Source organism: Frankia sp. AgB32 (genome assembly GCF_023243045.1).
Lineage (GTDB): Bacteria > Actinomycetota > Actinomycetes > Frankiales > Frankiaceae > Frankia.
This window is the reverse complement of record NZ_JALKFX010000098.1, coordinates 1-25,895: the sequence shown is the minus strand read 5'-3', so window position 1 is coordinate 25,895 and position 25,895 is coordinate 1. Positions and strand designations below refer to the sequence as shown.

The following is a 25,895-nucleotide window of genomic DNA, read 5'->3' as shown; positions in this document are numbered from 1 at the left end:
CGGGGCTGGACGGGGGGATCCAGCCCGCCGCGGCCGATGCGGGCAGGACAGACCGCGCCGTGCCGAGGGCGGCGGCGCGGACCGGTGGAGGGGAACGTGGATCAGAGATCGAGGACGAGGCGCTCGGAGCTGGCCGTCGAGACGCAGAGCATCATGGTGTTGCCGGCCAGCCGCTCCTCCTCGGTCAGCACCGAGTCGCGGTGGACGATCGTGCCGGCGAGCACCGGTGTCTCGCAGCTCGCGCAGGTGCCCTCCCGGCAGGAGAAGGGCACCTCGACGCCGGCCGCGCACAGTCCGTCGATGATCGACTGGCCGGGCTCGATCGTGAGAATGCGCCCGGAGCGGCGTAGTTCCAACTCGTAGGGCCGGTCTGGGGCGGCACCGGCCGTGGTGTCCGTGCCGGTCGGGCGGGGATGGAACCGTTCCACGTGCAGGGAGATGGCCGGTCGCTCGCGGCAGAGCAGTTCGACGGCGGTGAGCAGCCCTTCCGGCCCGCAGCAGTACACCGCCGTGCCGTCCGCCGGCTGGGCGTCGAGGATGGTCTCCAGCGGCAACGGGCCGACCTCGTCCTGGGGATACAGCGTGCAGTTCGGGTCACCGGCCAGCCTGGCGGCGAAGGCCATCGCCGCCCGATCGCGCCCGCCGTAGTGCAGCGACCACGAGCGGCCCGTTGCCCGCAGCTGGTCGATCATCGGAAGCAGCGGGGTGATGCCGATACCGCCGGCGATCAGCACCGTATGGGTGCCGGGGAGGAACGGGAAGTTGTTGCGCGGGCCGCCCACCGCCAGCAGCGCGCCCCCGACCGCCCGCTCGTGCAGGTAGGCCGAGCCGCCCCGGCCCGCTGGTTCGCGCAGCACCGCGATGCGCCACCGCGTGGCCTCGGCCGGGTCGCCGCACAGCGAGTACTGGCGGATCTCGTCGTCGCCGACCCGGACGTCGATGTGGGCGCCGGGCGTCCAGGGTGGCAGCGGCGCGCCGTCCGGGCGGGCGAGGAGCAGCGAGATCACCCCGTCGGCCGCGTCGATCCGGTCGCGCACGACCACGGTGCCCACCTCGGGTGCGGCCGGGGGTGCGCCGCTGTCGCGGGGTGCCGCGGTGGTCGGCCGGCCGCGGGTCACGGCCAGCGCCGCCAGTCGCACGGCGACCCCTGGGCGCAGCAGGATGCGGGGATGTCGGGTGAGGTTGATGACTTCGAGCATCCGAGCGGTGACGTAAGGGGAGTGGGCAGTCGCCAGCTGGACACGCTTGAGGTACCGCCCGAACAGGGTGCCGACCCACGTCCGTTCCCCGTTGACCAGCGGCGAGCGCAGGTCGATGGCGGTGGACATCCCCCAGGCGGCGTCGATGACGGGCGCGATGCCGCGGTACCACCGCCGTGGTCGCACCGGGCCCGGTTCGCGCAGTATCGCCCGCAGCACCAGTGCCTCCTGCGCGGCGACCGTCATGCCCTGGGCGTAGATGGGGTTGAAACTCGTCACCGCATCGCCCATCGAGATGAAGCCGGCGGGCGGATGCGGAAGGTCCTCATAGCGGCGGCGGATGGAGTCGCGCACCCGGTGCTGGACCGGATCGTCCAACGCCTGCGCGTCTCGGATCAGCTCGAACACGTCCGGGATGGGCAGTCGGGCGGCGTAGTCGAGGTAACCGATCGGGTCCGTCGGTGCTCGCCGGCCGAGCGTGCCCGAGAGCGTGACGTGCCAGGCGTCGCCCTCGACGGCGAGTACGGCGGCGCCCGGCATGCCCGGCACCGTCGACGCGGTCAGCGCGACATCTCCACCGAGGTCACCCGGCCGACGGCGGTAGCGCCGCGAGCAGTAGCCGAGGTCGACCTCGACCCGCGACTCCACCGGGGTCGGGTAGCCGAGTTCGGCCAGCCAGCGACCGGCTGCGGAGTTGCGCCCCGTCGTGTCGACGACGAGATCGGCCGGGAGGATCTCCGTGGTGTCGGACGAGGCGGCCATCACCCGGATCCCGGTGATCCGGCCAGGCGTGTGAGTAAGGCCGATCACTCTGGTCTGGTCGCGCAGCGTCACGTTTGGGTAGGACGCCACCCGGGTCCGCAACAGGTACTCCAACAGGGGGCGGCTCGGGGTGGCCAGGGTCGTCTCGGTATGGCGGGGCGCCCGCATCGAAGTCCCGCCCAGATACCAGCGCGACTGCTCCAGCCATCGGGTGTGGGGCACCCCCAGGGAGGTCATCTCCGCCAGCAGGCCGGGGAAGAGCTCCGCCATGATCTGACTGCCACCGTGCATGAGGGCGTGGATGTGCCGGCCCTGTGGGACGCCGTCGCGGTAACCCCCGGCTGTGAACGGGTCGCGTTCGAGCACGGTCACCCGCTCGAAGTGATCCGCGAGAACGCGTGCGGCCAGCAGCCCCGCGATGCTCGCGCCGAGAACATAAACATGTCCCCGAGGTGCGCTGTCGCGACTGCTTTCGACGTCAGGCATCGCGATTCCTCCTAGCTCGCTGGTGCGGGCACCGGATTCAACCCTGGACCTTTCCACCGTCGACGCGCAGCGCCTGACCGGTGATAGCCGCCCCGCCGTCGGAGGCAAGAAAAACGCAGGTGGCCGCGACCTCGTCGGTGGATATCAGTCGGCCCTGCGGACTAAGGAGCGGTCTGATCGCGGCTTCGTGGTCGCGCCCCGTCGACCGCATACGTTCGTCAATGGCCTGATGGGTCATCGGAGTGTCCACATAGTACGGGCAGATGCAGTTCACGGTGATCCCGCGATCGGCGTACTCGGCGGCGGCGGACCTGGTCAACCCGAGCAGCGCGTGTTTCGCGGCAGTGTAGGGAGCGGCGTAGGGCAGGCCGTGGACGGACGCGGTCGACCCGATGTTCACTATCGCGCCGACGCCGCTGGAAATCATATGGGGCAGGACCGCCTGCATGAGTACGAGAGGGCCTTCCACGTGCACCTGCATGAGGCTCCGCCAGAGATCGACGGTGATGTCCGCGAACCGCCTGCTGTCCGCCACTCCTGCGGCGTTGACCAGAACGTTTGGCGCGGTGAACCCAGCTTTGACCTTCGCGACCGCGCGGCGGCAAGCCTCCTCGTCGGCCAGGTCGAACGGTGCTGTGAAAACCGACACACCCTGGTCCCGGCAGTTTTCGGCGACCCGCTCAAGTGCTGCTTCGTCGCGACCCGCCAGAGCCACATCAGCACCTTCGCGGGCGAAAGCCAGCGCTACCGCCCGACCGATTCCGCCGGAGGCTCCGACCACCATAGCCGTTCGACCATGCATTGTCCGCGGCATCATCATATTCCCTTATAGTTGCAGCTGGGGGCGTCTTCGACGGGCCGGATCGGGGGTAAAGGCGGTCGTGGGCCCAACGTCAGCTCATCGCCGCCGAGGCGTCTATCCGCGACGCCCGCGTCAGGTGGCCTCATTCGCTCGGGCGGCCTGGAGTGCCGACCCGTCGAGCTGGTGATCTTATTTCAACACATGCCGGTCCGCCTGTACCGGATGGATCGGCCTTTGCAATGATTCACATTGCGGTACCGTCTCGATCGGTCCTGCGCCACGGCAATTAAGACGCCTTTGGCAATATCGTGATGCCTTGTTCACTGCCAGTTCAGGTGCCACCGTAAACGTTGGGTCCGGGCCCGATCCGCAGCCGTACAGACGGCATGAGCGGGCCGCCATCTCTTCCTTCTCTTTCTGCCGCGCCGCAGGCGTCTGATCTACCGGCCCCGCCGGCGGTTCGGCCCGGCGGCCGGGTGGCCGGGTGGCCGGGTGGCCGGGTGGCCGGGCTGATCAGTCCGGGCGAACGAGGCCCGGCGTGGCCCGCGTGACCACGGCACCTACACGAGGGGACTCTCATGGCGCACGTTCTCGACGCCGGAGCCCGGAGCCAGTCGGCGGCCGCTGTGTACGCGGTCCTGAGCAGGCTGGCCGAGCCCGTCCACGTCGTCCGGCACGCGGGCGGATACTGGCTGTCCAACGACGGGAGCGGTCCGGACGGTTCACCCGCGCGCCGTCTGCTCACCCTTGGGCCGCTACCGCCCGAACGCCTCGGTTCCCGCGATTTCCTCCGCGCCCATGGGGTTCGCCAGTGCTACCAGGCCGGGGCGATGGCGGGCGGAATCTCCTCCGCGGACCTGGTGATCAGTATGGCCGAACGCGGGCTGCTCGCCTCGTTCGGCGCCGCCGGTCTGCCGGCCGACCGGTTGGACGGCGCGCTGGCGCTGCTGGAACGTCGACTGCCCGGCCGGCCGTACGCGTGCAACGTCATCCACAGCCCGAGCGAGCCGGCGATGGAGCGCGAAACGGTCGACGCGTGCCTGCGCCACGGGGTGCGATGCGTCGAGGCGTCGGCCTTTCTCGGACTGACCCCGGACATCGTGCGCTACCGCGCGCGCGGCCTGCGCGAGGCCCGCGACGGGCAGGTCGAGATCGCCAACCGGGTCATCGCGAAGGTGTCCCGTCGGGAGGTCGCCGAGCTGTTCCTGCGGCCGGCCCCGCCGGGGCTCCTCGATGCCCTGCTCCGCGAGGACCTCATCACCGCGGAGCAGGCGCGGCTCGCCGCTGCCGTGCCGCTGGCCGACGACATCACCGCCGAGTCCGACTCCGGCGGCCACACCGACGGACGCCCCCTCACCGTCCTGCTCGGCGAGATCATCGCCCTGCGGGACGAGATCGGGGCGAGTCATGCCGGCCGTGCCGCCCGGGTCGGCGCGGCCGGCGGGATCGGGACGCCGACAGCCGCGGCGGCGGCGTTCACGATGGGCGCCGACTACGTCGTCACCGGGTCGATCAACCAGGCATGTGTCGAGTCCGACCAGTCCGCGGCGGCGAAGGCCATGCTGGGCGCGGCTGACATGGCGGACTGCGAGATGGCGCCCTCGGCGGACATGTTCGAGATCGGTGCCGAGGTCCAGGTGCTGCGGCGAGGGTCGATGTTCGCGGCCCGTGCCCGCCAGTTGTACGAGCTCTACCGGCGCCATGACGGCCTCGCGGACATTCCGGCGGCGGACCGCGCCGCGCTGGAGCGAAACGTCTTCCGGGCGCCCCTGGAGGAGGTCTGGGCAGAAACGCGGCGCTACTTCGCCGAGCGCGATCCCGCCCAATTGGAGCGGGCGGAGGGTAATGAGCGGAGACGCATGGCACTGGTCTTTCGTTGGTATCTCGGGTTGTCCTCGCGATGGGCCACGTCCGGAGCCGCCGACCGAGTCGCGGACTATCAGATCTGGTGTGGACCGGCGATGGGGGCCTGCAACACCTGGCTGCGCGGAACCTATCTGGAACCGGTTGGCGCCCGCCGGGCACCGGAACTCGCCCACCACATCATGCGGGGCGCAGCCTTTCATCAACGGGTGGCCGCGCTGCGTTTTCACGGCGTAACTCCGCCGCCACGGGCCAGCCGCTATCGCCCGCTACCCACGACGGGGTAGGTCGAGGTGGCCGTGACGTCGGCGTGCGGCGGCGGCATCGCCGGCCATCGGCGCTGCTCAGGAGCCTACCGCTCGACGCCGTCCGTACCAGATGAAAATCAGATCCAGGAAACTATGTCGAGACATCTGGAAAAACCCCACGTAAACACTCGTCCAGATTCGGAACTTCTGCCGGGATCGGCCGTCGAAAAACTCGGCTCTAATCACCGGTCAGATAGAGCTATTGGCAGTCCAAATGTTTCTCCGGACTGTCGTTCGCCCGGGTCTAGGCTGAGCTCCACATCAAATCATCCCAGAATGAGGCGAGTATGGAGTTGACGATAATAGGAAACCGTGCCGGCATGCCTGCGGACGGCGCGGCCAGTTCGGGCTACCTGGTACGGACCAAGCGGGCCAGGATACTGATGGACTGTGGCCCGGGGGTCGCGGTCATGCTGACGAAATACACCCATGCCAGTGAGCTGGACGCGGTCGTCATCAGCCACATGCACCTTGACCACTGCTACGACGTGCTGCCCATCGGAAAGCAGGCACTGCTCCCGTACGGGAAGACCTGGCTGGTCGACACCGACGGCAAGGGCGACTTCCATGGCGATGACACCGACCGCCGGATCAAGCTGCTCGTGCCGCGGGGCGCGGCCGCGACGCTCGACCGGCTCGCCGAGCTGTTCCCGGTCCGGGCGATCCCGCAGCTGAATCGGGCCTTCGAGCTCGCCTACGAGGTCATCGAATACGAGCGCGGTGGCTCCTATGACATCGCCGACTGCACCGTCAACATGGTTCCGATGGTGCATTCGTCGCCGGACTGTGGAATCCGGATCGAGGCCCCGACCGGCAGTCTCGGATTCACCGGTGACACCGGCTACAACGAGAACCTCGTGACGCTGGCCAGGGACGCCGACATCCTCCTCGCCGAGGCATCGCTGCGGGAGCCCGATCACACCAACCACGGTCATCTCTCCGGAACGGAGGTCGGCCGGGTGGCGAGCCGGGCCGGCGTGCGGGAGCTCGTGCTGACGCATTTCACCGCACCCGAGCCCGCGTGGAAGCAGGCGCGGCAGGCGGATGCCGCGACGGAGTTCTCCGGCCCGATTCACATCGGTGAGCCCGGTATGACCTTCTCGACCCTCGTGAATAGCGGGCGGTGACTATGAGAACGGGGGGAGGAAGGTTCCGTCTCGGCCTGGTAGCGGCGACCGTCGCGGCAGCTCTGGGACTGACGGTGACAGCTTGCGGCAGTTCAGGTGAGGGTGTGGCGGCAAAGGATAGTGGTCCGATCGCTATCCGCTTCATGTCGTACAACTACGGGACGCCCTGCTGCGGCGCGGGTACGCAGCAGCTGATCGACGAGTTCGAGAAGGCGAACCCGAACATCACGATCAAGCCGGAGGCGGTGGCGGCCGCGGATGTGCTGACCAAGCTGCGTACCGAGACGGCGGCGGGCAGCCCGCCGGACGTGGTCCAGCTTGGCTGGAGCAAGGCCGGCGAGGCCCGCTCGGCCCTTCCACTGGTCCCGGTCCAGGACATCCCGACCGCGGCCGAGTGGAAGTCCGGCACCGACGGGATCTACCCGAACATCCTGAAGGCGGTCAGCAACTCCGGGACCGGCAAGGTCGACATCATGCCGTTCTCGATCTCGGTGCCGGTCCTCTACTACAACGCGGACCTCTTCATCAAGGCGGGTCTGGATCCTGCCCGGCCACCGAAGACGCTGGCCGAGGTGAAGGCCGCCGCCACCGCCATCACCAGGACGGGTAAGCAGGGCGTCTACTTCGGGGTCGCCGACCCCGGCAAGTCCGACTACCTGACCCAATCGATTATGAACAGCTCGGGTGGCGGAGAGGTGGACGGCAGCGGCGCCGTCACCGTCGACTCGCCGCGGTCGATCGCCGGCCTGAACGCGATTCGCGACCTCGTTGTCGGCGGGCAACAGCCCAAGGTGACGGCGACCGATGCCCAGGCGGCTTTCGCCGGCGGGAACATCGGCATGATGATTTTCACGACGGCGGCCATGTCGACGTTCGAGAAGTCGGCGAAGGGCAAGTTCGACCTGCGCACCGCCGCGTTCCCCTCGTTCGACGGGTCCGCGCCCAGGCCCACCTATTCGGGGGCCGGTCTGGCGGTCCTCGGCAAGGACAAGGGCAGGCAGCAGGCGGCCTGGAAGTTCATCCAGTTCCTCACCAGCCCGCAGGGCTTCACGATTCTCACGAAGTCCATCGGGTATCTGCCACTGCGGCCGGCGATCGTGTCCGATCCGGCCTACCTCGGGGACTACTTCAAGCAGGACAAGCGCCTGCTGCCGTCGCTGGCCCAGATCGGTGACGTGACGCCCTACACCTACTTCCAGGGTAGCCGCGCCAACCAGGCGGTGGTCGTGCTCCAGGACGAGGCCGTCACGCCGGTCATTCTGCAGGGCAAGGATGCGGCACCGGTGCTCACCGCCGCCGCGAACAAGATTCGTTCGCTGGCGCGATGACCGGAGCGACGATGGCCGGCGCGGGTGCCGCACCCGGGACCGCCCAGTCCGCCCGGGATGGCCGGAAAGGCCGGGGAGGCCGGGATGGCCGCGTGGTCACCGGCATCGGGACCCGGTCGGGGCCCTGGGCGTACTCCGCGCCGGCCATCCTCTCGCTGCTGGCCTGGGTCTACGTGCCCATGGTCGCCACCGGTGTGGCGAGCCTGCTGGACTGGAACCTCACCACGCCAGCCCGTTTCGTTGGCCTGGCGAACTACCGCCGCCTGCTCGCCGACCACGACTTCTACCGCGCGCTGTGGCAGACAGGGTCGTATGTGATCATGATGCTGCCGCTGGCCACGGCGGTGCCGCTGGCGCTGGCCATCGCTCTGTGGCTACGGCCGGGACGGGCGTCCCGCGTCTACCGTGCGCTGCTGTTCCTGCCGGTGGTGCTGGCGCCGGCCGCCAACGCGGTCTCCTGGCAGTTCATCCTCAATCCGCTCCAGGGGGTCACGAACGCGGTCCTCGTCGGTGTCGGGCTGCCGGGCCCGGGGTGGCTGAACGACCCGTCGTGGGCGCCGCTGGTCATCGTGGCCATCACGACGGGCAAGATCGTCGGTCTCAACACGCTGCTGTTCTCCGCCTCCCTGTCGGCGATCGACCTGTCCACCATCGAGGTGGCCCGGATCGACGGCGCCACCAGCTGGGAGATCGTCCGCTACGTCGTGGTGCCCCAGCTGGTTCGGCCGGTCGCCCTGCTCGGCCTGCTGTGCGTGCTGCTGGCCGGGCAGTGGATCTTCACTAACGTCGCCCTCGTGACCCAGGGCGGTCCGGACGGATCGACCGACAATGCCTTCTACCGCATCTACACGTACGCGTTCACGTTCTTCGACACCGGCACCGCGGCGGCGGCCGCGGTCGTGATCACTGGGGGCGTCGCCATCGGCTATGCGGCGGTGCGCCTGGTGACCGGACGAATCCGGCGCGCTGGCGCGCCCGCGGCCGGGTGAACCCGATGTCGCCCGCCCGATCCCGGTTGCGGTCCATGGCCGTGGCGTCCGCCTGGCACGCCGGTGTGCTGATCGTCATCGTCGCGCTGCTGTTTCCGCTGTTCTGGGTGGCGGTCACGTCGCTGCGGCCGGCGAACGAGCTGTACTCCACCAGCCCGATCCCCTGGCCGATGTCGACGGAGAACTACCGGGACGCGTTGTTTCGGTTCCCCCTCAGGATGATGTTGCTGAACACGGTGATCATGGCGGTCGGCGCCACCGTGCTGCAGCTCGCGGTGGCTATCGGTGCGGCGTACGCGGTGGTGCGCTTCCGTCCTCGCTGGACGGGCGCCCTGTTGCTGCTGGCCGGCGCGGCGGTTTTCATCCCGCCGCAGGCGCTGATCATTCCTCAGTTCCTGGCCGCCACCCACCTGGGCTGGCGTAACAGTTACCTCGGACTGATCGTCCCGCAGCTCGCGGCGTGCGGTCTGCCGATCCTGCTGTTGCGGGAGTACCTGGCCGCCATTCCCGCGAGCCTGATCGAGGCCTCGATCGTGGACGGCGCCCGGCCCGCGCAGACGCTGCGCCTGGTCGTCCTGCCGCTGTTGCGGCCGGCGCTCGCCGCCGTGTCGATCCTCGTCTTCATCAACACCTGGAACGAGTACCTGTGGCCGACGCTGATCGCACCCCAGGCGAACCGGACGACCATCCAGGCCGGGCTCCAGCTCCTCGGCAACCAGGAGGGCCCGACGTCCGGGGCGCTGCTCGCGGCCGCCATGATCACGACTCTCCCGGTTCTCGCGATCTACGCCTTCGCCTCGCGACGTATCACCAACGCCTTCCTTCAATCGGGGATCAAATGACGAACGCAGTGCGGCCCTCCGAACCCGCGGCGCCCGGGCGGACGCTGATCCCCGCGCCCGCCAGGGCGAACCCGGCGACGACCGCGGTGGCCGCGGTCTCCGGCGGCATCAAGCTGCGCTCGGTCCGCAAGTCCTACGGTTCGACGCTGGCGGCGGACCTGCCGGCACTGGACATCCCGGCGGGCTCGTTCACGGTGCTCGTCGGCCCGTCCGGGTGCGGCAAGTCCACGCTGCTGCGGATGATCGCCGGTCTCGAGACGCCGGAGGCCGGGCAGATCCACATCGACGGGCGGGACGTCACCACCGCCGGGCCCGGCGAGCGGGGCGTGGCGATCGTGTTCCAGGACTTCGCCCTGTACCCGCACATGACGGTGGCCCGCAACGTCGGCTTCGGGCTGACCCTCGAAGCGAAGCACGACCGCCGTAACGGCCTGTCACGAGCGGAGATCCAGCGGCGGGTCGGCGACATGTGCGATCTTCTGGGTCTGGGCGACAAACTCGCCCGCAAGCCCCGCGAGCTCTCCGGCGGGGAACGGCAGCGGGTGGCCCTGGCCCGCGCTCTCGTGCGCCGCAAGCCCGTGCTGCTGCTCGACGAGCCGCTGTCGAACCTCGACGCCGGCCGGCGCGCGCCGGCCCGGGCCGAACTCATCCGGCTGCACCGCGAGGTGGCGGGAACCTTCGTCCTGGTCACCCACGACCAGGCCGAGGCGCTGTCGCTCGGAACACGAGTGGTCGTCCTCAACGCCGGTCGGCTCGAACAGGTCGGCACGCCGGAGGAGATCTGGCGCCGCCCGGCGAACCTGTTCGTCGCCCGCTTCCTCGGCAGTCCCGCGATGAACATCCTGCCGGTCTCCCGCGAGGCCGATTCGGGCGACCAGCGCCGGCTGCAGGGCTGGCGCCCGGCCGACGCGGTCGCGGTCGACGCCGCCGGTCCGCTGCCCGCGCGGGACGACCCGGGCCAGGTGTTCGAGGGCGTCGTCGACGTCGCCGAGTTCGTCGGGGACCGGCGGGTCGCCCACTGCGTCAACGACCACGGCACCTGGAGCGTCGAGTTCCCGGCGGCAACCCCGGTCACGGTCGGCCAACGGCTTCGCGTGCTGGTCCCCGCGGAGTCCCTGCACCAGTTCGACGCGCAGACAGGAGTGAGGCTGTGACGAGCATGCCGGCGCAAACCGGAGCCAGGTCCACACCATTCTCGCCGTATTACCCGTTCGCGGGCGAGAGCCCCGACTATGACGGTCTGCGCGCGGTTCTCCAGACCACCGTCCCCTTCAACGACCTCGTCGACCTGACCATCGCCGAGGTCGGTCCGACCGCCGGTCGGGTCACGATCACCTACCGCCCGGAGCTCACCAACTCCGTCGGCACGCTGCACGCCGGGGTGCTCTTCCTGGCGGCCGACATGGCGGGCGCGGCGGCCTTCCTGGGCGCGACCGCCCGCCGGCTGCGGGGGCTGAGCATGTTCTTCCTGCGCAGCTGCCGGATCGACTTCCTGAAGCCCGGCGCCGGCGACGCGTCGGTCACGGTCGTGATGGACGAGCGGCTCCTCGCCGCCGCGCTGGCCGATCCCGGCCCGCTGCGTCTCACCTGTGACGCCAAGGCCTATCTGCGGGACAGCGAGCAGAACCTGATCGGAAAGGCCTATCTCGAGTTGGCCTGCGCGTTCGGTGCGATTGGCGCGATCGGTGCCGAGGACGAGAGCCTGCCGGGCCATGTCCAGCGGTGAGTCGGGCTCGGTCCCCGCGGTCGGGGTCGACGGCGGGGACCCTGCTGGGGCGGACGGCATCTGGTCCCTGCTCGACCAGGGCCTGCGCCACCACGGTGAGCGGACCGCCCTCCGCCACCGGGCCGGCTGGGGCTGGGAGGCCATGACGCACCGGCGCCTCGCCGAGCTGGTGGAGCGGTTCGGCGCCCGACTGCGTGAGCACGGTCTGGGGCACGGCGACCGGCTGGCGCTGATGGGGGACAGCAGCCTGGACTGGATCGTCGCAGATCTCGCGGCGCTGCGTATCGGTGCCGTGGTGGTGCCGATCTACCCGACCAGTTCGGTCGATCAGGTGGTCCACATCGTCCGGACCACCGCCCCGGCGTTGGGCGTCGCCGACTCCCCGCAGCGACTCGCCCTGTTGCGCGACGCCGGTGTCGGCAGCGTCATCGTCGACCCGACCTCAGCTCCGCGGTCGGCATCGACGGCCGCCGGCCCGCCGGTCGCGGCCGCCGCCGGCGACCGCCCGGTGCGCGCCGCGGACATCGCCACCATCGTCTTCACCAGCGGCACCACCGGCGAGCCCAAGGGCTGCGTGCTAACCCATCGCAACGTCCACAGTGGGGCGGCGAATGTCGCGGCCGCGCTGCCCGAGATCTTCACTCCGGCGGACGGGACGCCCTGCCGCACGGTGATCGCGCTGCCGCTGGCGCACATGTACGGCCGTTCGACGCTGCTGGCGACGCTGCTCGCCGGCGGTGAGGCGGCGGTCGTGCGACAGCCGGGCGAGATGTTCGAGGCGATGTGCCACCAGTCGCCGACCTTTCTCGCACTCACCCCATATCTGCTGGACAAACTCCATCGGACAGTGCAGGAGTACGAACGGGCGGGTGGCGACGGCGCGGCCCGGGCGATGGGCGCGCTGGCCTACGTCATCTGCGGCGGGGCGTCCCTGGCGCCCGAACACCAGGAGTCCTTCCGCCGGCGGGGGATCACCGTCCTCGGCGCCTACGGAATGACGGAGTCGGCGGCCGCCGCGGCGATCAACCGGGCCGCGGACAACCGGCTTGGCACGGTCGGCCGGCCGAATCCGGGAACGTCCGTCGTCGTGGACGACGCGGGTGAGTTGATCATAACTGGCGACAACGTCTCGCCCGGTTACTGGGGTGAGGTCGATCTCGACAGCTGTGGATCCGGGCCGTTCTCCGTGAATACCGGCGACCTCGGTGTCGTCGACGACGACGGCTTCATTCGGATCACTGGCCGGCGCAAGGACATTCTGGTGACCTCGGCGGGCAAGAACGTCGCCCCCACCCCGCTGGAGGACCGGCTGCGCGTCGACCCGCTGATCACCCAGTGCGTCGTCGTCGGCGACCAACGGCCGTACGTCAGCGCCCTGATCGCGGTGGACGCCGCCGAGGCGGCCCGGCTGCGACTGTCGCGCGCGGACATCGAAGCCCGGCTACAGCGTGCCGTCGATGCCGCGAACGCGTCGGTGTCCCGGGCCGAATCGATTCGCCGGTGGCGGCTCGTCCCCGACGAGTTCAGCGTGGCCGCCGGCCACCTCACCAGTTCGGGAAAGCTCGTCCGGGCCAGGGTTCTGCTCGACCTGGCGGACGAGGTCGACGCGCTCTACCGCTGAGCGCCTTGTCTCGGTCGCCCGCTCGCTGACGCCGAGCGATCTGCGGCCGTCACATCCTCGACAAGAGAGGACGTCATCATGGCAGCCAGGGCCGCCAGCGCCCCTTCCGCGCTGATAGCTCCCGACGAGATACCAGCCGCGACAGTCAGCCCAGCGGAATTCGGCGATGACGGGTACAGCCTGGCCTGTGTCCGGGTGGCCCGCCGGCTCGGGCCGATCTACCGCTGGCGTATCAGCGAGGACTACGCACCGCTGCTCATCTCCGCTCAGGAACTGGTGGCGGACGTCTGCGACGACGCACGTTTCGGCAAGGACCTCGGCGCCGGCCTGCGCTTTGCCCGCGAGTACATCGGGGACGGCTTGTTCACCGCCTATACGGAGGAGGCGAACTGGCACAAGGCGCACACCATCCTGCGGCCCGCGTTCGCGGTCGATGGTCTGCGGAGCTACCACACATTCATGCTTCGTGCGGTGCGCCGGCTGCTTGACCGGTGGGACCAGGCGGCCGGCTCCGAAGGGGCGGGTGCCACCTCGATCGACGTGCCGGCCGACCTGACCAGAATGACGCTGGACACCATTGGCCTGGCCGGCTTCGGCTACGATCTCGACTCCTTCACACGCGACGAGCCGCATCCCTTCGTCAGCGCGATGAACGGAGCTCTCACCTACAGCCGGCTACGGGTGGGCTGGGCTCCCGGTGCCGAGGATCCAGCTCTGACCAGGCAGTACCAGGCTGACTGCGTGACCATGGCGGAGACTGTCGACGAGGTGATCGAAGCCCGGCGGTCCCTCCCCACCACCGGCCCGAAGGACCTGCTGGACCTCATGCTGACCTCGCCGTATTCGCGGACTGGGGAACTGCTCGACGATCTGAACGTCCGTCACCAGGTGATCAGCTTTCTCATCGCCGGCCACGAGACGACGTCCGGGCTGCTGTCCTTCGCCCTCTTCTATCTGATGAAGAACCCGGCGACGCTCCACCTGGCCCAGCAGGAGGTCGATGCCGCGTTTGGTAGCGACCCGAATCCTGAACCGACGTATGCCGAGGTCCGGAAACTTCCCTACCTCCGGCAGATTCTGCAGGAGGCGTTGCGGCTGTGGCCGACCGCGCCGTCGTTCGACCGGCGCCCACTGGGCGACACCCTGCTGGCGGGCCGTTACCCGGTCCGGGCCGGCGAGACGATCAGTGTGGTGACGGCCATGCTGCACCGCGATCCGGTGTGGGGTGACAACGTCGAGTTGTTCGATCCCAGTCGGTTCAGCCGCGAGCAGATGGCCCAGCGGCCACCGCACTCGTACAAGCCGTTCGGCACCGGGCAGCGTTCCTGCATCGGGCAGCAGTTCGCGATGCACGAGGGCATGTTGGTCCTGGCACTGCTCATTCACCGGTACCGCCTACTCGATCACGCGAACTACACCCTGAACGTGCGCCAGACGCTGACCCTCAAGCCGGCTGGCTTCACGATGACACTGGCCCGTCGGTCATCCGCCGACCGCGCGCGGTGGACGACCGGCGGTATCGGGCAGTGATCAGCAAAGTCGGCGACGATACCCGCCGGTAAGCGCGGAAGGCACCACCAGACGGCCGGTCCGGACGGACCGGCCGAATGATGAGAGTGGGCTGACGTGACTCCTGTGAACCGACTTCGAGAAGCGGCCGACGAAGTCGCCGCGCTCCGCAGTGGAATACGTGAAGGCCTGGACAGCGTGGCCACCACCGCCCAGAAGAAGAAGGGCAAGTGGACCGCGCGGGAACGCATCGACTACCTCCTTGACGACGGCACCTTCAACGAGATCGAGATGTTCCGACGGCACCGGGCCAGCGGTTTCGGCATCGAGCACAGGAGGCCGCACACCGACGGCGTCATCACCGGCTGGGGGTCGATCGAAGGCCGTACGGCCTTCGTCTACGCCCACGACTTCCAGATGTTCGGTGGCGCGCTCGGTGAGGCGCACGCGGAGAAGATCATCAAGGTGTTGGAGATGGCGGCGGCGGCCGGCGTCCCCGTCATCGGACTGTGCGACGGCGCCGGTGCGCGGATCCAGGAGGGCGTCACCGCGCTGGCCGGCTACGGCGGCATCTTCCAGCAGATCACCCGGAACTCCGGCGTCATACCGCAGATCAGTGTCATTCTCGGCCCGTGCGCCGGGGGTGCGGCCTACTCGCCGGCACTGACGGACTTCATTTTCATGGTGCGTGGGATATCGCAGATGTTCATCACCGGGCCGGACGTCGTCCAGGCGGTGACCGGGGAGACCGTCAGCCATGAAGGGCTCGGCGGCGCCGACGTGCATGCCACGCTGTCCGGGGTGTCGGCCTGCACCTATGATGACGAACCGACCTGCTTGGAAAACGTCCGGCACCTGGTGTCACTGCTACCGGCGAACAATCGCGAGCTGCCCCCGACCGTGGCCACCACCGACCCGGCCGATCGCCTGACCACCCGCCTGCTTGATATGGTGCCCGCCGAGGGATACCGCTCCTATGACATGCGAGCGGTGATCCAGGAGATCGTCGACGACGGTGACTACTTCGAGATCCACGAGACCTGGGCACCGAACGTCGTATGCGCCCTGACCCGACTGGACGGGTCCACCGTCGGGATCGTCGCGAACCAACCGGCCGCGTTCGCGGGCGCGTTGAACATCGAGGCCAGCGAGAAAGCCGCCCGGTTCGTCCAGGCCTGCGACGCCTTCAACATTCCGCTGGTCACCCTGGTCGATGTGCCGGGTTTTCTGCCGGGCGTCGCGCAGGAGCATCAGGGGATCATTCGGCACGGCGCCAAGCTGCTGTATGCCTACTGCAACGCGACGGTACCGCGGGTGCAGGTCATCCTGCGAAAGGCCTACGGCGGTGCCTACATCGTGATGGATTCGCGATCGGTGGGCGCGGACCTTTCCCTGGCGTGGCCGACGAACGAGATCGCGGTAATGGGAGCCGAGGGCGCAGCCAACATCATCTTTCGGCGGGACATCGCGGCGGCGGACGACCCGGCCGGCCGGCGGGCCCAACGCATCGCCGAATACCGCGACGAGCTGATGCATCCCTTCTACGCGGCGGAGCGGGGCCTGGTCGACGACATCATTGACCCGGCGGACACCCGGCAGACACTGATCCGATCGCTCGCCATGCTGCGGCACAAACATCGGGCGCTGCCCGCGCGCAAGCACGGAAACCAGCCGCAGTGACCAGTTCCGAGCTGGCGGTGCTGCGGGTGGTTCGCGGCCATCCCACGGCGAGCGAACTCGCCGCGCTGGTGGTGGTCCTGCGGGCGCTCCCCGCCCGCGGCGGGGATCTCACCGGGAAGGGCGGCCGGCCGGCGTGGACAGCCTCCGGGCCACGTCGCTCCTCGAGCGTCTCCTGGCGGGACCGCTAGCACCTTTCCGACACCTTTCGGATTCATGCGGCGGGAGTCACGCGCCGCACCCCGCACAGAGGCATCGCCATCGGCGCGATGCCATCGACCCGTGATTGGTTGGGCAGAACGCATGCGTACTTCCACAGTGCTGGACCACCGACCCGACGCGGTGTCCTGAGATGGCCGCCACGCGGAACGAGCCACTCTGGATCAGCCTTGCCGGCGCGCACAACGTCCGCGACCTGGGTGGGCTGCCCGCGGCCGGGGGTGTTGTCCGGCCGCGGGTGTTGCTCCGGGGCGACAGCCTTGACGCGTTGACGGCCGAGGACATCGCGCTGTTGCGGGATGACGTAGGCCTGCGTGGCGTCGTGGACCTGCGGGCGCCGTTCGAGAATCCGCGGCCGGCCGACTGGTTCTCGGAACTCGATATCAGCTGGCTACACGAACCGCTGGTTGATTTCTCCGGCATGATCGAGCCGGCGGCGCTGCGGTATCGGGCCGGCGAGGAGCTGGCCCGGCTGTATGCGCTGATGCTCGAGGCGGCCGGTGCCGGCGTGGTCCGCGTCCTGCGGTTTCTGGTGTCCGGCGGGTCAACGCCGGCGTTGGTGCACTGCGCGGCCGGCAAGGACCGGACCGGTATCGTCGTGGCGGTCCTCCTCGCCGCGGCGGGCGCCGAGCGGGACGCGATCATTGCCGACTACCTGGCGACCGGACAGCGGATCCATCTGGTCCGGGCGGCGATGGACCGCCGGGCGGAATACGCGGCCCTGCGCGGCACGCCTTCCGCCGACGGCGGCATGCGCGCCGCGCCGGCCCTGGACCCTCGGATCATCGGCAGCGTCCTGGACGTCCTGGACAGCGCGGACGGGGGAGTTGCCGGATTTCTCCTCGCCAATGGCGCCGACGCCGAGGAAATCCGCCGCTGGCGCGAGCTGCTCGTTCACCCCGACGAACAGATGTTTGCCCGGCCGCAGCTGGGATGACGCACCGGAGAAGGGGGGGGCCTCAGCATCACCGATCGATGTGGCAGCAGACTTCCAGCTCCATGCCGTCGACGTCGCGGAAGAACAAGGACCATTCGGATCCGAGCCGCTGGATCTCGCCGGTGTGGGCGCCCAGCTCGCGTAGCCGGTCGCGGGTCGCCTCCAGGGTCGCGAGCGAGTCGACCGCGAGGCCGAAGTGGTCGATCGGGCCCCGCCCGCCCTGGCGGCGCCGATCGCCGATGATCTCGTTGGCGGGCGCCTCGAACACGTTCAGGGCGGCGCCACCGCCGAGGTCGAGGATGACCAGCCGCGGATGGTCATCCCGGGCCGCCATCTCGAAGGTGATCGCGGCGTCGAACGCGTCAATGTAGAACTTGATGAGTCTGTCCAGGTCCGCCGTGATGGTGGCGACGTGGTTGAAGCCGGTGGTGATCGGCATCGAAGTCCCCGATCCGCTCGACGATCTGGATCCAGGTCGAGTATCCCGCTGATCGGGACCGGCTGTCACGAGACGAGCTGACCGGCCGTCCGCCGGATGGGGGGTGAGAAGCGCCGCGGTGCGGGCAGCGGTGTCGTGCGCCCAGCGGCCGGTGGTGAGAACGCCGAGGGCCGCGATGGCCAACCCACAGCAGATCATGATCCACCAGGGGGCGGCGCTGGTCGGATCGATGGTTGCCGTCCCTGGACCACCCGCGACGTGGCGCGCGGCCACCGAGCCGAAGACGGCGACGCCCAGCGACAGCCCGAGCTGCCGGCTGGTACCGGCGAGGGCTCCCGCCACGCCGGCCTGGGCGAGCGGCAGCCCGGAGACGGCGACGTTCGTGGTCGGCGCACTGACCATCCCGAATCCGACGCCGAACAACACGTACGCGCAGATGATCGGCGCGAGGCCCGGATTGGTGCCCAGGAAGGAGAGCAGGACGACGCCGCTGGCTGGTATCGCGATCCCGGCGACGACAAGGGCGGGGCGGGGGCCGTGGCGGGCCACCAGTCGCCCGGAGACCGGCGACGTCGCCGCGGCGATCGCCGCCATCGGCAGCGTGAGCAGGCCGGCATGGATGGCTGAGTAGCCCCGCACCGCCTGGAGATAAAGAGTGTTCAGAAAGAGGAATCCGCCCATCGCCGCGTAGCCGCAGACCGCGATGGCGGTGGCCCCGGAGAACGGTGCGCTGCGAAAGAACCGCAGCTCGAGCAGCGGCTCCGCACGTCGCCTCTCGCACCAGACCAGCCCGGCCAGGGCCAGCGCGGCGACGAGGAACGTGGCGGCGGTGCGCGGCGCGGTCCAGCCGGCGCTCGGCGCCTCGATGATCGCGAACACGAGGGCGACGAAGGTGAGGGCAACGAGCGCCTGACCCGCGGGATCGAACCGGCGGGCCCGCGGCGCCCGCGATTCGGGCAGATACCGGCCGCTGAGTACCACCGCGAGGACTCCGACCGGCACGTTGATCCAGAAGATCGACCGCCAGCCGACCGTGTCGATCAGTAGTCCGCCAAGCACCGGCCCCAGCGCCAGGCTGAGCCCGACCACGGCGGCCCACAGGCCGATCGCGCGGGCCCGCTCCCGATGGTCGGTGAAGGTGTTTGTGATGATCGCCAGGGCGACGGGGTTGAGCATGGACCCGCCGACCGCCTGGATCATCCGGAAGGCGATCAGCCAGCCAAGGCCAGGCGCGAGGCCGCACAGCAGGGATCCCACCGAGAACAGTGTCAGACCGGTGCGGAAGACGCGCCGTCGCCCGAACCGGTCGCCCATCGAGCCGGCGAGGAGCAACAGGCTTGCCAGCACCAGGCTGTAGGCGTCGACCGTCCACTGCAACCTGGCGTCGGTGGCGTGTAGGTCGCTTCTGATCGATGGCAGGCCGACGTTGAGGATCGTCGCATCCATCGCCACGACGAAGACGCTCAGACAGCAGACCGCCAGCACCCCCTGCCGCCGCCGGGCGGACAGCCCGCTCGGCGTCACACGGTCAGGACCAGGCGCGGTCTCCACGCCGGGTCGCTGCGAGGTCGATGTCATCGGCGCTCCTCGTCATCGCGACGGGCGGCCTACGGTCGCAGGCCGATCAGTCGCCGGGTCAGCCGCTCGTAGGCGGGCCAGGGGAGCAGGGTGTGCAGCGCGAGCTTGATCCAGGCGTCGGTGCCGACCGGATGGCGTAGGCGTCGGCGCGGCCGGGCGGCCAGGGCCGCGACCAGGTCCGCGACCTCGTCGGGGTCGCGCAGGTGATGGGCGATGTAGTCGCGGTAGAACGCGCGCAGCCGGACGAAGTCGTCCGCGTAGGGCGAATCGACGGGGACGGGCGCGTGCAGCAGCGGCGTGTCGTAGATGCGCGTGCGGTAGGAGCCCGGTTCGACCACGGCGACGTCGATGCCCGAATGTCGCAGTTCCAGGCGCAGGGTCTCGGCATACCCCTCGAGGGCGAACTTCGAGGCGCAGTAGACGCCGAGCAGTGGCGTCGGCGCCCGCCCGCCGACGCTGGAGACCATCACCACCCGGCCCCGGCCCTGTGCCCGCATCGTGGGCAGGACGGCGTTGGTCACCGCGACCTGGCCGAACAGGTTGGTCTCGAACACCGATCGCCACTGTGCCAGCGGTGCCTCCTCGACGAAGTTCGGCGGCGCCGTCCCCGCGTTGTTGACCAGGACGTCGATGCGGCCGGTCGCGGCCAGGACGGCGGCGACGGCCTCGTCGATCGTCCGCGGATCGGTCACGTCCAGCCGAAGAACCGTGACGTGCTCGTCGGTGACCTCGTCGAGTGCGGCGCGACGGCCCAGGTCGCGCAGGGTGGCGACCACGTGGAACCCCCGCCGGACCAGCGCCGGGACGCAGCGCACCCCGATGCCGCTCGAACATCCGGTGACCAGTGCGACCGGCCGGGCGGTGTCAGAAGCCATGGATCGTCCGCAGTTCGGCCAGCGTGTCGACGAAACCGTCGAGCTGCTCGTCGGAGAGCCGATCGTTCACTAGCAGGCGGATGACCGCCTCGTTCTTCCGGACCGCCGGATAGACGAACATCGGCACCAGGTAGCCGCGCTCAAGAAAGTCCCGACGCACCCGTACAGCCGTCTCGTTGGAACCAACGGCGATCGAGATGACGAACGTCGGTGTGGGATTGAGGGAGCACCCGATCGCGGCCAGCCGTCCGCGCAGCCGGTCGATCCGGTCGAGATAGCGCTCCATCACCGACGGGTCGCGTCGCATCCGCTCGAGCACGTGCGTGACGGCCTGGGCAGTCGGCGGCTGGATGTTCGTCGTGAAGATCGACACCCCCGACAGGAAACGAAAGGCGTCAATGGCGTCCGCCGGCCCGGCGATGGCGCCGCCGGAAAGACCGACGGCCTTTCCGAACGACACCATCCGGAAGGTGGCACGGCGCAGCGCCTCGTATTCGTCCGCGAACCGGTGCCCGCCGTTTCCGTAGGCCATGAACCCGTTAGCATCATCGACGAAACTGACCGCCCCGAACTCTTCGCAGGCATCCAGGATCGCACCCACCGGGGCCATCGAGCCGTCGGACGAGTAGACCGTTTCGAAACCGACCACGACCCGCCGGCCGCCAAGTTCGGCCAGCAGCGTTCGCAGCGCCGCGACGTCGTTGTGCGGGAAGGCGAACAGGTTGCGTCCGTACCTGAACCCGTCGGCGGCCTTCCACATGCTCCAGTGGCTGTCCCAGTCGAGCACCAGGACCATGTCGGCGTTGTCCACCCCGGGTTCGCCGCCGAAGGAGAACCGGGCCTTCATCGCGTGGACGAAACCGAGGTTGGCCAACAGACCGGTGGCGAAGGTGAGCGCCTTGTCGTGACCGGTGATCTCGGCCACGAGCGTCTCGAGTGCCAGGTGCGGTCGGGAGATGCCCTGGACCAGCCGTGAACCGCCGACGACCAGGCCGTACTCGGCCGCCGCCGCGGCGAAGACCCGGCGGACCCCCGGGTCGTGCTGCCAGCCCAGGATGCCGATGCCCGCGAAGTTGAGCATCGGGCGGCCGTCGACGCTGATGACCGCGTCATTGCGCCCCTCCAGCTCAGGGGTGTCGATGAACTCGCCGGTCTGTCGAGTTCGCGTGATCCATTCGGAGAAGCCCCAGCGGGACAGTGCCGCATCCGTCGTCCCGGCGGGCGCCGTCATCGTCATGATGTCCTCGCTTCGGTGTGGTGGGCGGTCAGACCAGAGCCGCGAGGCGGGCGTCGGCCTGTTCGGCGGTGACGCCGAACTCGGCCAGGTCGTAACGGTGGGACCGCAACCGGTCGTCCTCGGCGAGCACCTCGGCCATGGCGGCGCGGGCGGGCTCGGTCACCGGGCGGCCGAGCCGGGCGTAGATCCCGGCGACGACACCGTGGGGATCGGCGGTGAAGTCGTCGAACTCCACGTCGTGGAAGTGGTCCTGGTCGTGGCGGGCGCGGTCCGCCGCGAAACGGGTCAGGGCGCGCTCGGCCAGCTCCAGCAGGGCCGGGCCGATGGCGTCACCGCGGAAACTGGTGGACTTGCCCGCCGCGAGCCTGCTCACCATGCTGCAGGCCGAGCCGAGAACGGTGCTGGCCGGGCGGCGGTGGGTGTGCACGATCAGCGCGTCCGGATAGGTGGCCAGCAGCGCGTCCAGGCACAGCAGGTGGCCGGAGTACTTGAGTATCCAGGTGCGACCGGGCGTGGGCAGCCCGATCAGCTGCAGGTTGCGCCGGTGGCGCTCGTAGGCGGCGGTCCAGTCCTGCTCGGCCAGCCAGTTCGAGTAGGTCGGCACGTGCCCGGTGAATTCGAAGAAGGCCGACAGCATCGACTGGCGGGTCAGCAGCCAGCATTCCTCGACCTTCGCCGCGTCTCGGTTGTGGATACCGAGATAGCCCGGGTTCTGCTCCAGGAATCCGTGGATCGCCCCCTGGACGAGCTGGAAGATCGGGTCTTTCGCCCAGGTCGGAAGCGGCGGGCGGGGCCGCGGTGCCGCGCCCAGCCACAGTTCCAGGCCCTGGTGGGCCGGATCGGCGGTCAGCAGCCGGTGCAACGTGGTCGTGCCGGTCCGGGGCATGCCGACGATGAATACCGGTCGCTCGACCAGAACCTCGGCGTACTCCGGATGGCGTCGCCAGCCGGCCTCGCTGAACAATCGGGCCACCAGAATGTCGCGCAACTCGTCGCGGGCCATCGCGACGCCGAGCGGAGTGAGGTCTGCCTCGTCCTGGTACGCGGCCAGGATGACGTCAAGCCCCTCGTGATAGTCGGGCGGGCCAAAATCGGTGAGCCCGGTCAGGGCCGTGGCGGCGGCGTGAATATCATGGACTGTTCCGATCGTGTCCACTTCGGACGCTCCCGTTATTCACCGGTGGCGGTATCTAGAAAAGCGACGATCAGTCACGAGTCATGTTCGCAGGTGCCGAGAAGGCGGGCAACCATTGTGTCGCACTTATTTGTAGCCGCAATGGAACAATGCATTGTTCGCAAATTTCACCGGCCGGCCCGCGCGCTACCGTAGTCTCCGGGGCCCGGCGCTGGCTCACGCTGGGGGCGTCTCCGGCGTCGGAATCGTGCGGACCGTCGGCACCGTGATGCCATCGCCGGCGGCGCGAGGACGTCCACGCGCGTTCCCCGAGCAGGGACATCCCCGCCGGCAGCAGGACGCCGCGCACGATCGTCGCATCGATCAGGACAGCGATCGCCATGCCCAGCCCAAGCATCTTGTACTCGATCGCGCTGAGCACGATGAACACGCTGAACACGGCCGTCATGATCGTCGCGGCACTGGTGACCACTCCGGCGCTGGCACCGACCCCGTCCACGGTTGCGGTCCGGGCCGGCGCACCCGCGGACCACCGCTCGCGGATCCGGCTGAGGATGAAGATGTGGTAGTCCATGCTCAGGCCGAACAGCAGCACGAACATGAACAGCGGCAACCAGTCGACCACGCCCCCGTACGAGGTGAACCCCAGTACGGAGCCCAGGTGGCCGTCCTGGAACACCCAGGTCAGCACGCCGTAGGCGGCGCCGATCGACAACAAATTCAGCGCGATGGACAGCAGCGGCACCGTCCAGGTACGGAACGCCGCGGCGAGCAGGAAGAAGGCCAGCACCAGCACGAACGCGAAGACCATCGGCATGGTCCGGCGCACCTGATGGGTGAAGTCGTAGGCGAAAGCGGTCCTGCCGGCGACCGCGTACCGGACGCCGGGGAGCTTGCCGACGGTGGCGGGCAGCACCCGGTCGCGCAGGCTCTCCAGCGCACGATTGGACTGCGGGTCGGTGCCGGCTCCGGCGAGCGGAACCCGGATCATCACGCTCTGGTCGATCCGAGTGACCGACAACGGCTCGTTCAGGAGGCCCTTGCTCGCCGCGATCTCATCGTGCAGCCGATCGACCGTCGTGGCCAGGGCAGCGTCGTCCACCGGGCCTGAGACCACGACCTTCGCCGGGCTCGGCGCGCCGGGAAACGCCTGCTGCATCCGCACGGCTCCGTCGACAGCGGCGACGCTGCGCGGCAGGCTGTTGGTCGGCCCGGCGTCCTGCAGGTGGATGCCCAGCGTAGGCGCCGCCGTCACCAGCAGCAGCACGGCTGCCATGCCGCCCCACAGCAGCGGGCGGCGAACCACCGCGCCGGCGATCCCCAGCCACAGCCGGGACGGTCGCGCCTGCGCCCGCCGCCGGCCGAGGAATGGCAGCCGGATCGCCTCCACCCGCCGGCCCAGCACGGCCAGCAGCGCGGGCAGTAGCGTCACCGAGGCGAGCACGGCGAGCGCGACAATCATGGCGGTGCCCACCGCGAGCCCGCGGAAGTTGTCCAGGCCGGTGAACAGCAGGCCGGCGACGCACAGAGTCACCGTCACGCCAGACACGACGACGACCCGTCCAGAGGTCCGCGCCGAGGTCCGCAGCGCCTGGGCGACATCCTGCCCGGCCGCGCGCTCCTCGCGCTCCCGCCGCAGGTAGAACAACGCGTAGTCGACGCTGACCGCAACCCCCACCAGCAGGATCATCGACGACGCGGCGCTGTTGACCGGCACCCAGGTGCCGACCACGCTCACCAACCCGAATGTGGCGGCCACCGTCGCGGCAGCGAGCAGCAACGGGACGGCGGCGGCTACGAGGGACCCGAAGACCAGCAGAAGGATCACCGCGGTGATCGGCAGGGAGATCGTCGCCGACCGGTGGAAGTCGGACTGCACCGCGTCATCGACCGCGTTGTCGAGGCTGCGATCGCCGGCCTGGACCACCCGCACGTCCGGGTGCCGGGCGCTCACCTGCGCCACCGCGGCGGTCACGGCCCGGTAGTGCCGGGTCATCTGGTTGTTGGGGCCGGCGACGAAGAAGGTGACCAGGCCGGAGTGCCGGTCCTTCGAGACCTGCCGTGGGCTGTCGAGGGGCGAGCGCAGGCCGGTGACCACGCCGGGAGTGCGTCCCAGCGTCGTCAGCAGGTCCTGGACCGCGGCCCGCTGCGCCGGGTCGTCGGCGAACAGCGGCCCGCCCGGCTGGCGTGCCTGGACCAGAACGTTCTCGAGCTTGGGTTCGTAGCTCGGCTCGGCCCGCAGCACCCGCTGGGCGCGGCCGGACTCGCCCGGATCGTGTGAGCTGGCACCACCGCCGGAGACGGCCCCGCTGGCCAGCACCGTCAGCACGACGAGCACCAACCATCCGGTGATGACCCTTCGTCGGCGCCGGATCGACCAGCCGACGACGCGTTCAACCAGTGGTGGACGCACCCGCGCCTCGGCAGGTGCGCCCGGCGGCAGGTCTGATTCATCGCGCAGCATGACCTGGAGTCCTTTCGGCAGGCGAGAAGCTGTTTCCCGGTCTGGTCACGGGTTTCGCGCTTTCTTTTCCTGTTTTGGCAGTCCGGCGGCCGTCTGGCATTGGCTACCGTGGGTCAGTCGACCTCTTTCAGCACCCGCTCAAGGGCGTGCAGCCGGGAGTGCATCTCGGCGAGTCGGCCGCCCAGCTCGGCGAGCTGGCGCTCGATGGCCTCGTGGACGAGTACTCCCTTGTCCGCGATGGTGCGGTACTCACCCTCGCGGGCCAACACCACCTTTGCCCGCCGCGTCGCGGCGAGCTGCCAGATCGATACCGTGATCACAGTGGCTATCAGGAGGAAAAATCCGATGGTGCCCAGTTCGGTGTTGTCAACCCATAGTCCAACGGGGCCGAGGATGCGGAACTCCAACGTTGCCTCCCACCTCGAGTCCGACCAGCATCTGATGTCTGGAAAGCTCGACCACGGCAACGTCTGAATGGGGCAGAGAACGGTATGGTCGCCGCAGGAAGGCGGTGGCCTGCCTGCGCCTGAAACCCTTTCTGCTGCACTGGGTGTGACGGTCGAATATCGGGTGTCAGGCTGCCCGGCCCGGACGATGACGCAGCATGGTCATATCCTCACAGGGCGGATCGTTTCCGATCAACTGGTGCTTCCCGAAGTCGCCGGGAAAGCGGCGACCTACGGGAAACCGAACGCCGTGCGGGCCGGCCGTCGAGGGGGAGCCTGCTTGCTCGGTCAACAATTCTACTGGCTGGTGGGCAGAAGGTGTGGGT

The 25,895-nt window shown here is 69.3% G+C and carries 21 protein-coding genes; 13 read left to right on the top strand and 8 right to left on the bottom strand.

Translation table 11 applies throughout. The features are described from left to right. Window positions 1–101: 101 nt before the first annotated feature. Window positions 102–2,447, bottom strand: a complete 2,346-nt coding sequence (locus MXD60_RS29525) for a 2Fe-2S iron-sulfur cluster-binding protein (protein ID WP_308222570.1) — start codon at window positions 2,445–2,447, stop codon at window positions 102–104. A gap of 37 nt (window positions 2,448–2,484) precedes the next feature. Beyond that, the gene (locus MXD60_RS22610; RefSeq protein ID WP_248821349.1) at window positions 2,485–3,231 is read right to left on the bottom strand and encodes an SDR family NAD(P)-dependent oxidoreductase; all 747 of its coding nucleotides are present in this window, start codon (window positions 3,229–3,231) and stop codon (window positions 2,485–2,487) included. 596 nt (window positions 3,232–3,827) lie between these two features. Here MXD60_RS22610 and MXD60_RS22605 point away from each other — a divergent pair. The 12 genes from MXD60_RS22605 (at window position 3,828) to MXD60_RS22550 (ending at window position 17,395) form a co-directional block, all read left to right on the top strand. After that, on the top strand, window positions 3,828–5,399 hold the full coding sequence (locus tag MXD60_RS22605; protein WP_248821348.1) for a PfaD family polyunsaturated fatty acid/polyketide biosynthesis protein: 1,572 nt from the start codon (window positions 3,828–3,830) through the stop codon (window positions 5,397–5,399). A 308-nt stretch (window positions 5,400–5,707) separates the two neighbouring features. After that, entirely contained in the window at window positions 5,708–6,547 is an 840-nt protein-coding gene (locus MXD60_RS22600) for an MBL fold metallo-hydrolase (protein WP_518468479.1), read from the top strand. A 104-nt stretch (window positions 6,548–6,651) separates the two neighbouring features. Next, window positions 6,652–7,875: an ABC transporter substrate-binding protein gene (locus MXD60_RS22595; RefSeq protein WP_248821346.1), complete on the top strand. Its 1,224-nt coding sequence runs from the start codon at window positions 6,652–6,654 to the stop codon at window positions 7,873–7,875. Between the two features lie 92 nt (window positions 7,876–7,967). Further along, window positions 7,968–8,864: a carbohydrate ABC transporter permease gene (locus tag MXD60_RS22590; protein WP_248821345.1), complete on the top strand. Its 897-nt coding sequence runs from the start codon at window positions 7,968–7,970 to the stop codon at window positions 8,862–8,864. 35 nt (window positions 8,865–8,899) lie between these two features. Next, window positions 8,900–9,706 carry a carbohydrate ABC transporter permease gene (locus MXD60_RS22585; RefSeq protein ID WP_248821344.1) on the top strand — a complete coding sequence of 269 codons (807 nt, stop codon included), beginning with the start codon at window positions 8,900–8,902 and terminating at the stop codon, window positions 9,704–9,706. Further along, a complete protein-coding gene (locus tag MXD60_RS22580; protein ID WP_248821343.1) occupies window positions 9,703–10,860 on the top strand; it encodes an ABC transporter ATP-binding protein in 1,158 nt (385 codons plus the stop codon). The genes MXD60_RS22585 and MXD60_RS22580 overlap by 4 nt, the downstream gene beginning before the upstream one ends. Window positions 10,861–10,865: 5 nt before the next feature. Next, a complete protein-coding gene (locus MXD60_RS22575; protein WP_248821342.1) occupies window positions 10,866–11,432 on the top strand; it encodes a PaaI family thioesterase in 567 nt (188 codons plus the stop codon). Next, window positions 11,419–13,053, top strand: a complete 1,635-nt coding sequence (locus MXD60_RS22570; protein ID WP_248821341.1) for an AMP-dependent synthetase/ligase — start codon at window positions 11,419–11,421, stop codon at window positions 13,051–13,053. Before MXD60_RS22575 ends, MXD60_RS22570 begins: the two co-directional genes overlap by 14 nt. A gap of 78 nt (window positions 13,054–13,131) precedes the next feature. Next, window positions 13,132–14,583, top strand: a complete 1,452-nt coding sequence (locus MXD60_RS22565) for a cytochrome P450 (protein WP_248821340.1) — start codon at window positions 13,132–13,134, stop codon at window positions 14,581–14,583. A gap of 105 nt (window positions 14,584–14,688) precedes the next feature. Next, the gene (locus tag MXD60_RS22560; RefSeq protein WP_248821339.1) at window positions 14,689–16,242 is read left to right on the top strand and encodes an acyl-CoA carboxylase subunit beta; all 1,554 of its coding nucleotides are present in this window, start codon (window positions 14,689–14,691) and stop codon (window positions 16,240–16,242) included. Further along, on the top strand, window positions 16,239–16,430 hold the full coding sequence (locus tag MXD60_RS22555; protein ID WP_248821338.1) for an acyl-CoA carboxylase subunit epsilon: 192 nt from the start codon (window positions 16,239–16,241) through the stop codon (window positions 16,428–16,430). Before MXD60_RS22560 ends, MXD60_RS22555 begins: the two co-directional genes overlap by 4 nt. 161 nt (window positions 16,431–16,591) lie before the next feature. Next, entirely contained in the window at window positions 16,592–17,395 is an 804-nt protein-coding gene (locus tag MXD60_RS22550) for a tyrosine-protein phosphatase (RefSeq protein ID WP_248821337.1), read from the top strand. Window positions 17,396–17,423: 28 nt separating this feature from the next. Here the strand turns inward: MXD60_RS22550 and MXD60_RS22545 are convergent, their stop codons facing one another. The 6 genes from MXD60_RS22545 to MXD60_RS22520 form a co-directional block, all read right to left on the bottom strand. After that, window positions 17,424–19,412 carry a DHA2 family efflux MFS transporter permease subunit gene (locus MXD60_RS22545; RefSeq protein WP_248821336.1) on the bottom strand — a complete coding sequence of 663 codons (1,989 nt, stop codon included), beginning with the start codon at window positions 19,410–19,412 and terminating at the stop codon, window positions 17,424–17,426. 29 nt (window positions 19,413–19,441) lie between these two features. Continuing rightward, window positions 19,442–20,287: an SDR family NAD(P)-dependent oxidoreductase gene (locus tag MXD60_RS22540; protein WP_248821335.1), complete on the bottom strand. Its 846-nt coding sequence runs from the start codon at window positions 20,285–20,287 to the stop codon at window positions 19,442–19,444. After that, window positions 20,277–21,524 (bottom strand): aminotransferase class I/II-fold pyridoxal phosphate-dependent enzyme, encoded by a 1,248-nt coding sequence (locus MXD60_RS22535; protein ID WP_248821334.1) that lies wholly within the window; start codon window positions 21,522–21,524, stop codon window positions 20,277–20,279. Before MXD60_RS22535 ends, MXD60_RS22540 begins: the two co-directional genes overlap by 11 nt. A gap of 28 nt (window positions 21,525–21,552) precedes the next feature. After that, window positions 21,553–22,680, bottom strand: a complete 1,128-nt coding sequence (locus MXD60_RS22530; RefSeq protein WP_248821333.1) for a sulfotransferase family protein — start codon at window positions 22,678–22,680, stop codon at window positions 21,553–21,555. 49 nt (window positions 22,681–22,729) lie between these two features. Beyond that, window positions 22,730–25,123, bottom strand: a complete 2,394-nt coding sequence (locus MXD60_RS22525; protein ID WP_248821332.1) for an MMPL family transporter — start codon at window positions 25,121–25,123, stop codon at window positions 22,730–22,732. 113 nt (window positions 25,124–25,236) lie between these two features. Continuing rightward, entirely contained in the window at window positions 25,237–25,530 is a 294-nt protein-coding gene (locus MXD60_RS22520; RefSeq protein ID WP_248821331.1) for a hypothetical protein, read from the bottom strand. Between the two features lie 67 nt (window positions 25,531–25,597). Between MXD60_RS22520 and MXD60_RS22515 the strand changes: the two genes are divergently transcribed. Further along, window positions 25,598–25,895 (top strand): hypothetical protein (locus MXD60_RS22515; RefSeq protein ID WP_248821330.1); only part of this gene is annotated, 298 nt, incomplete at its 3' end.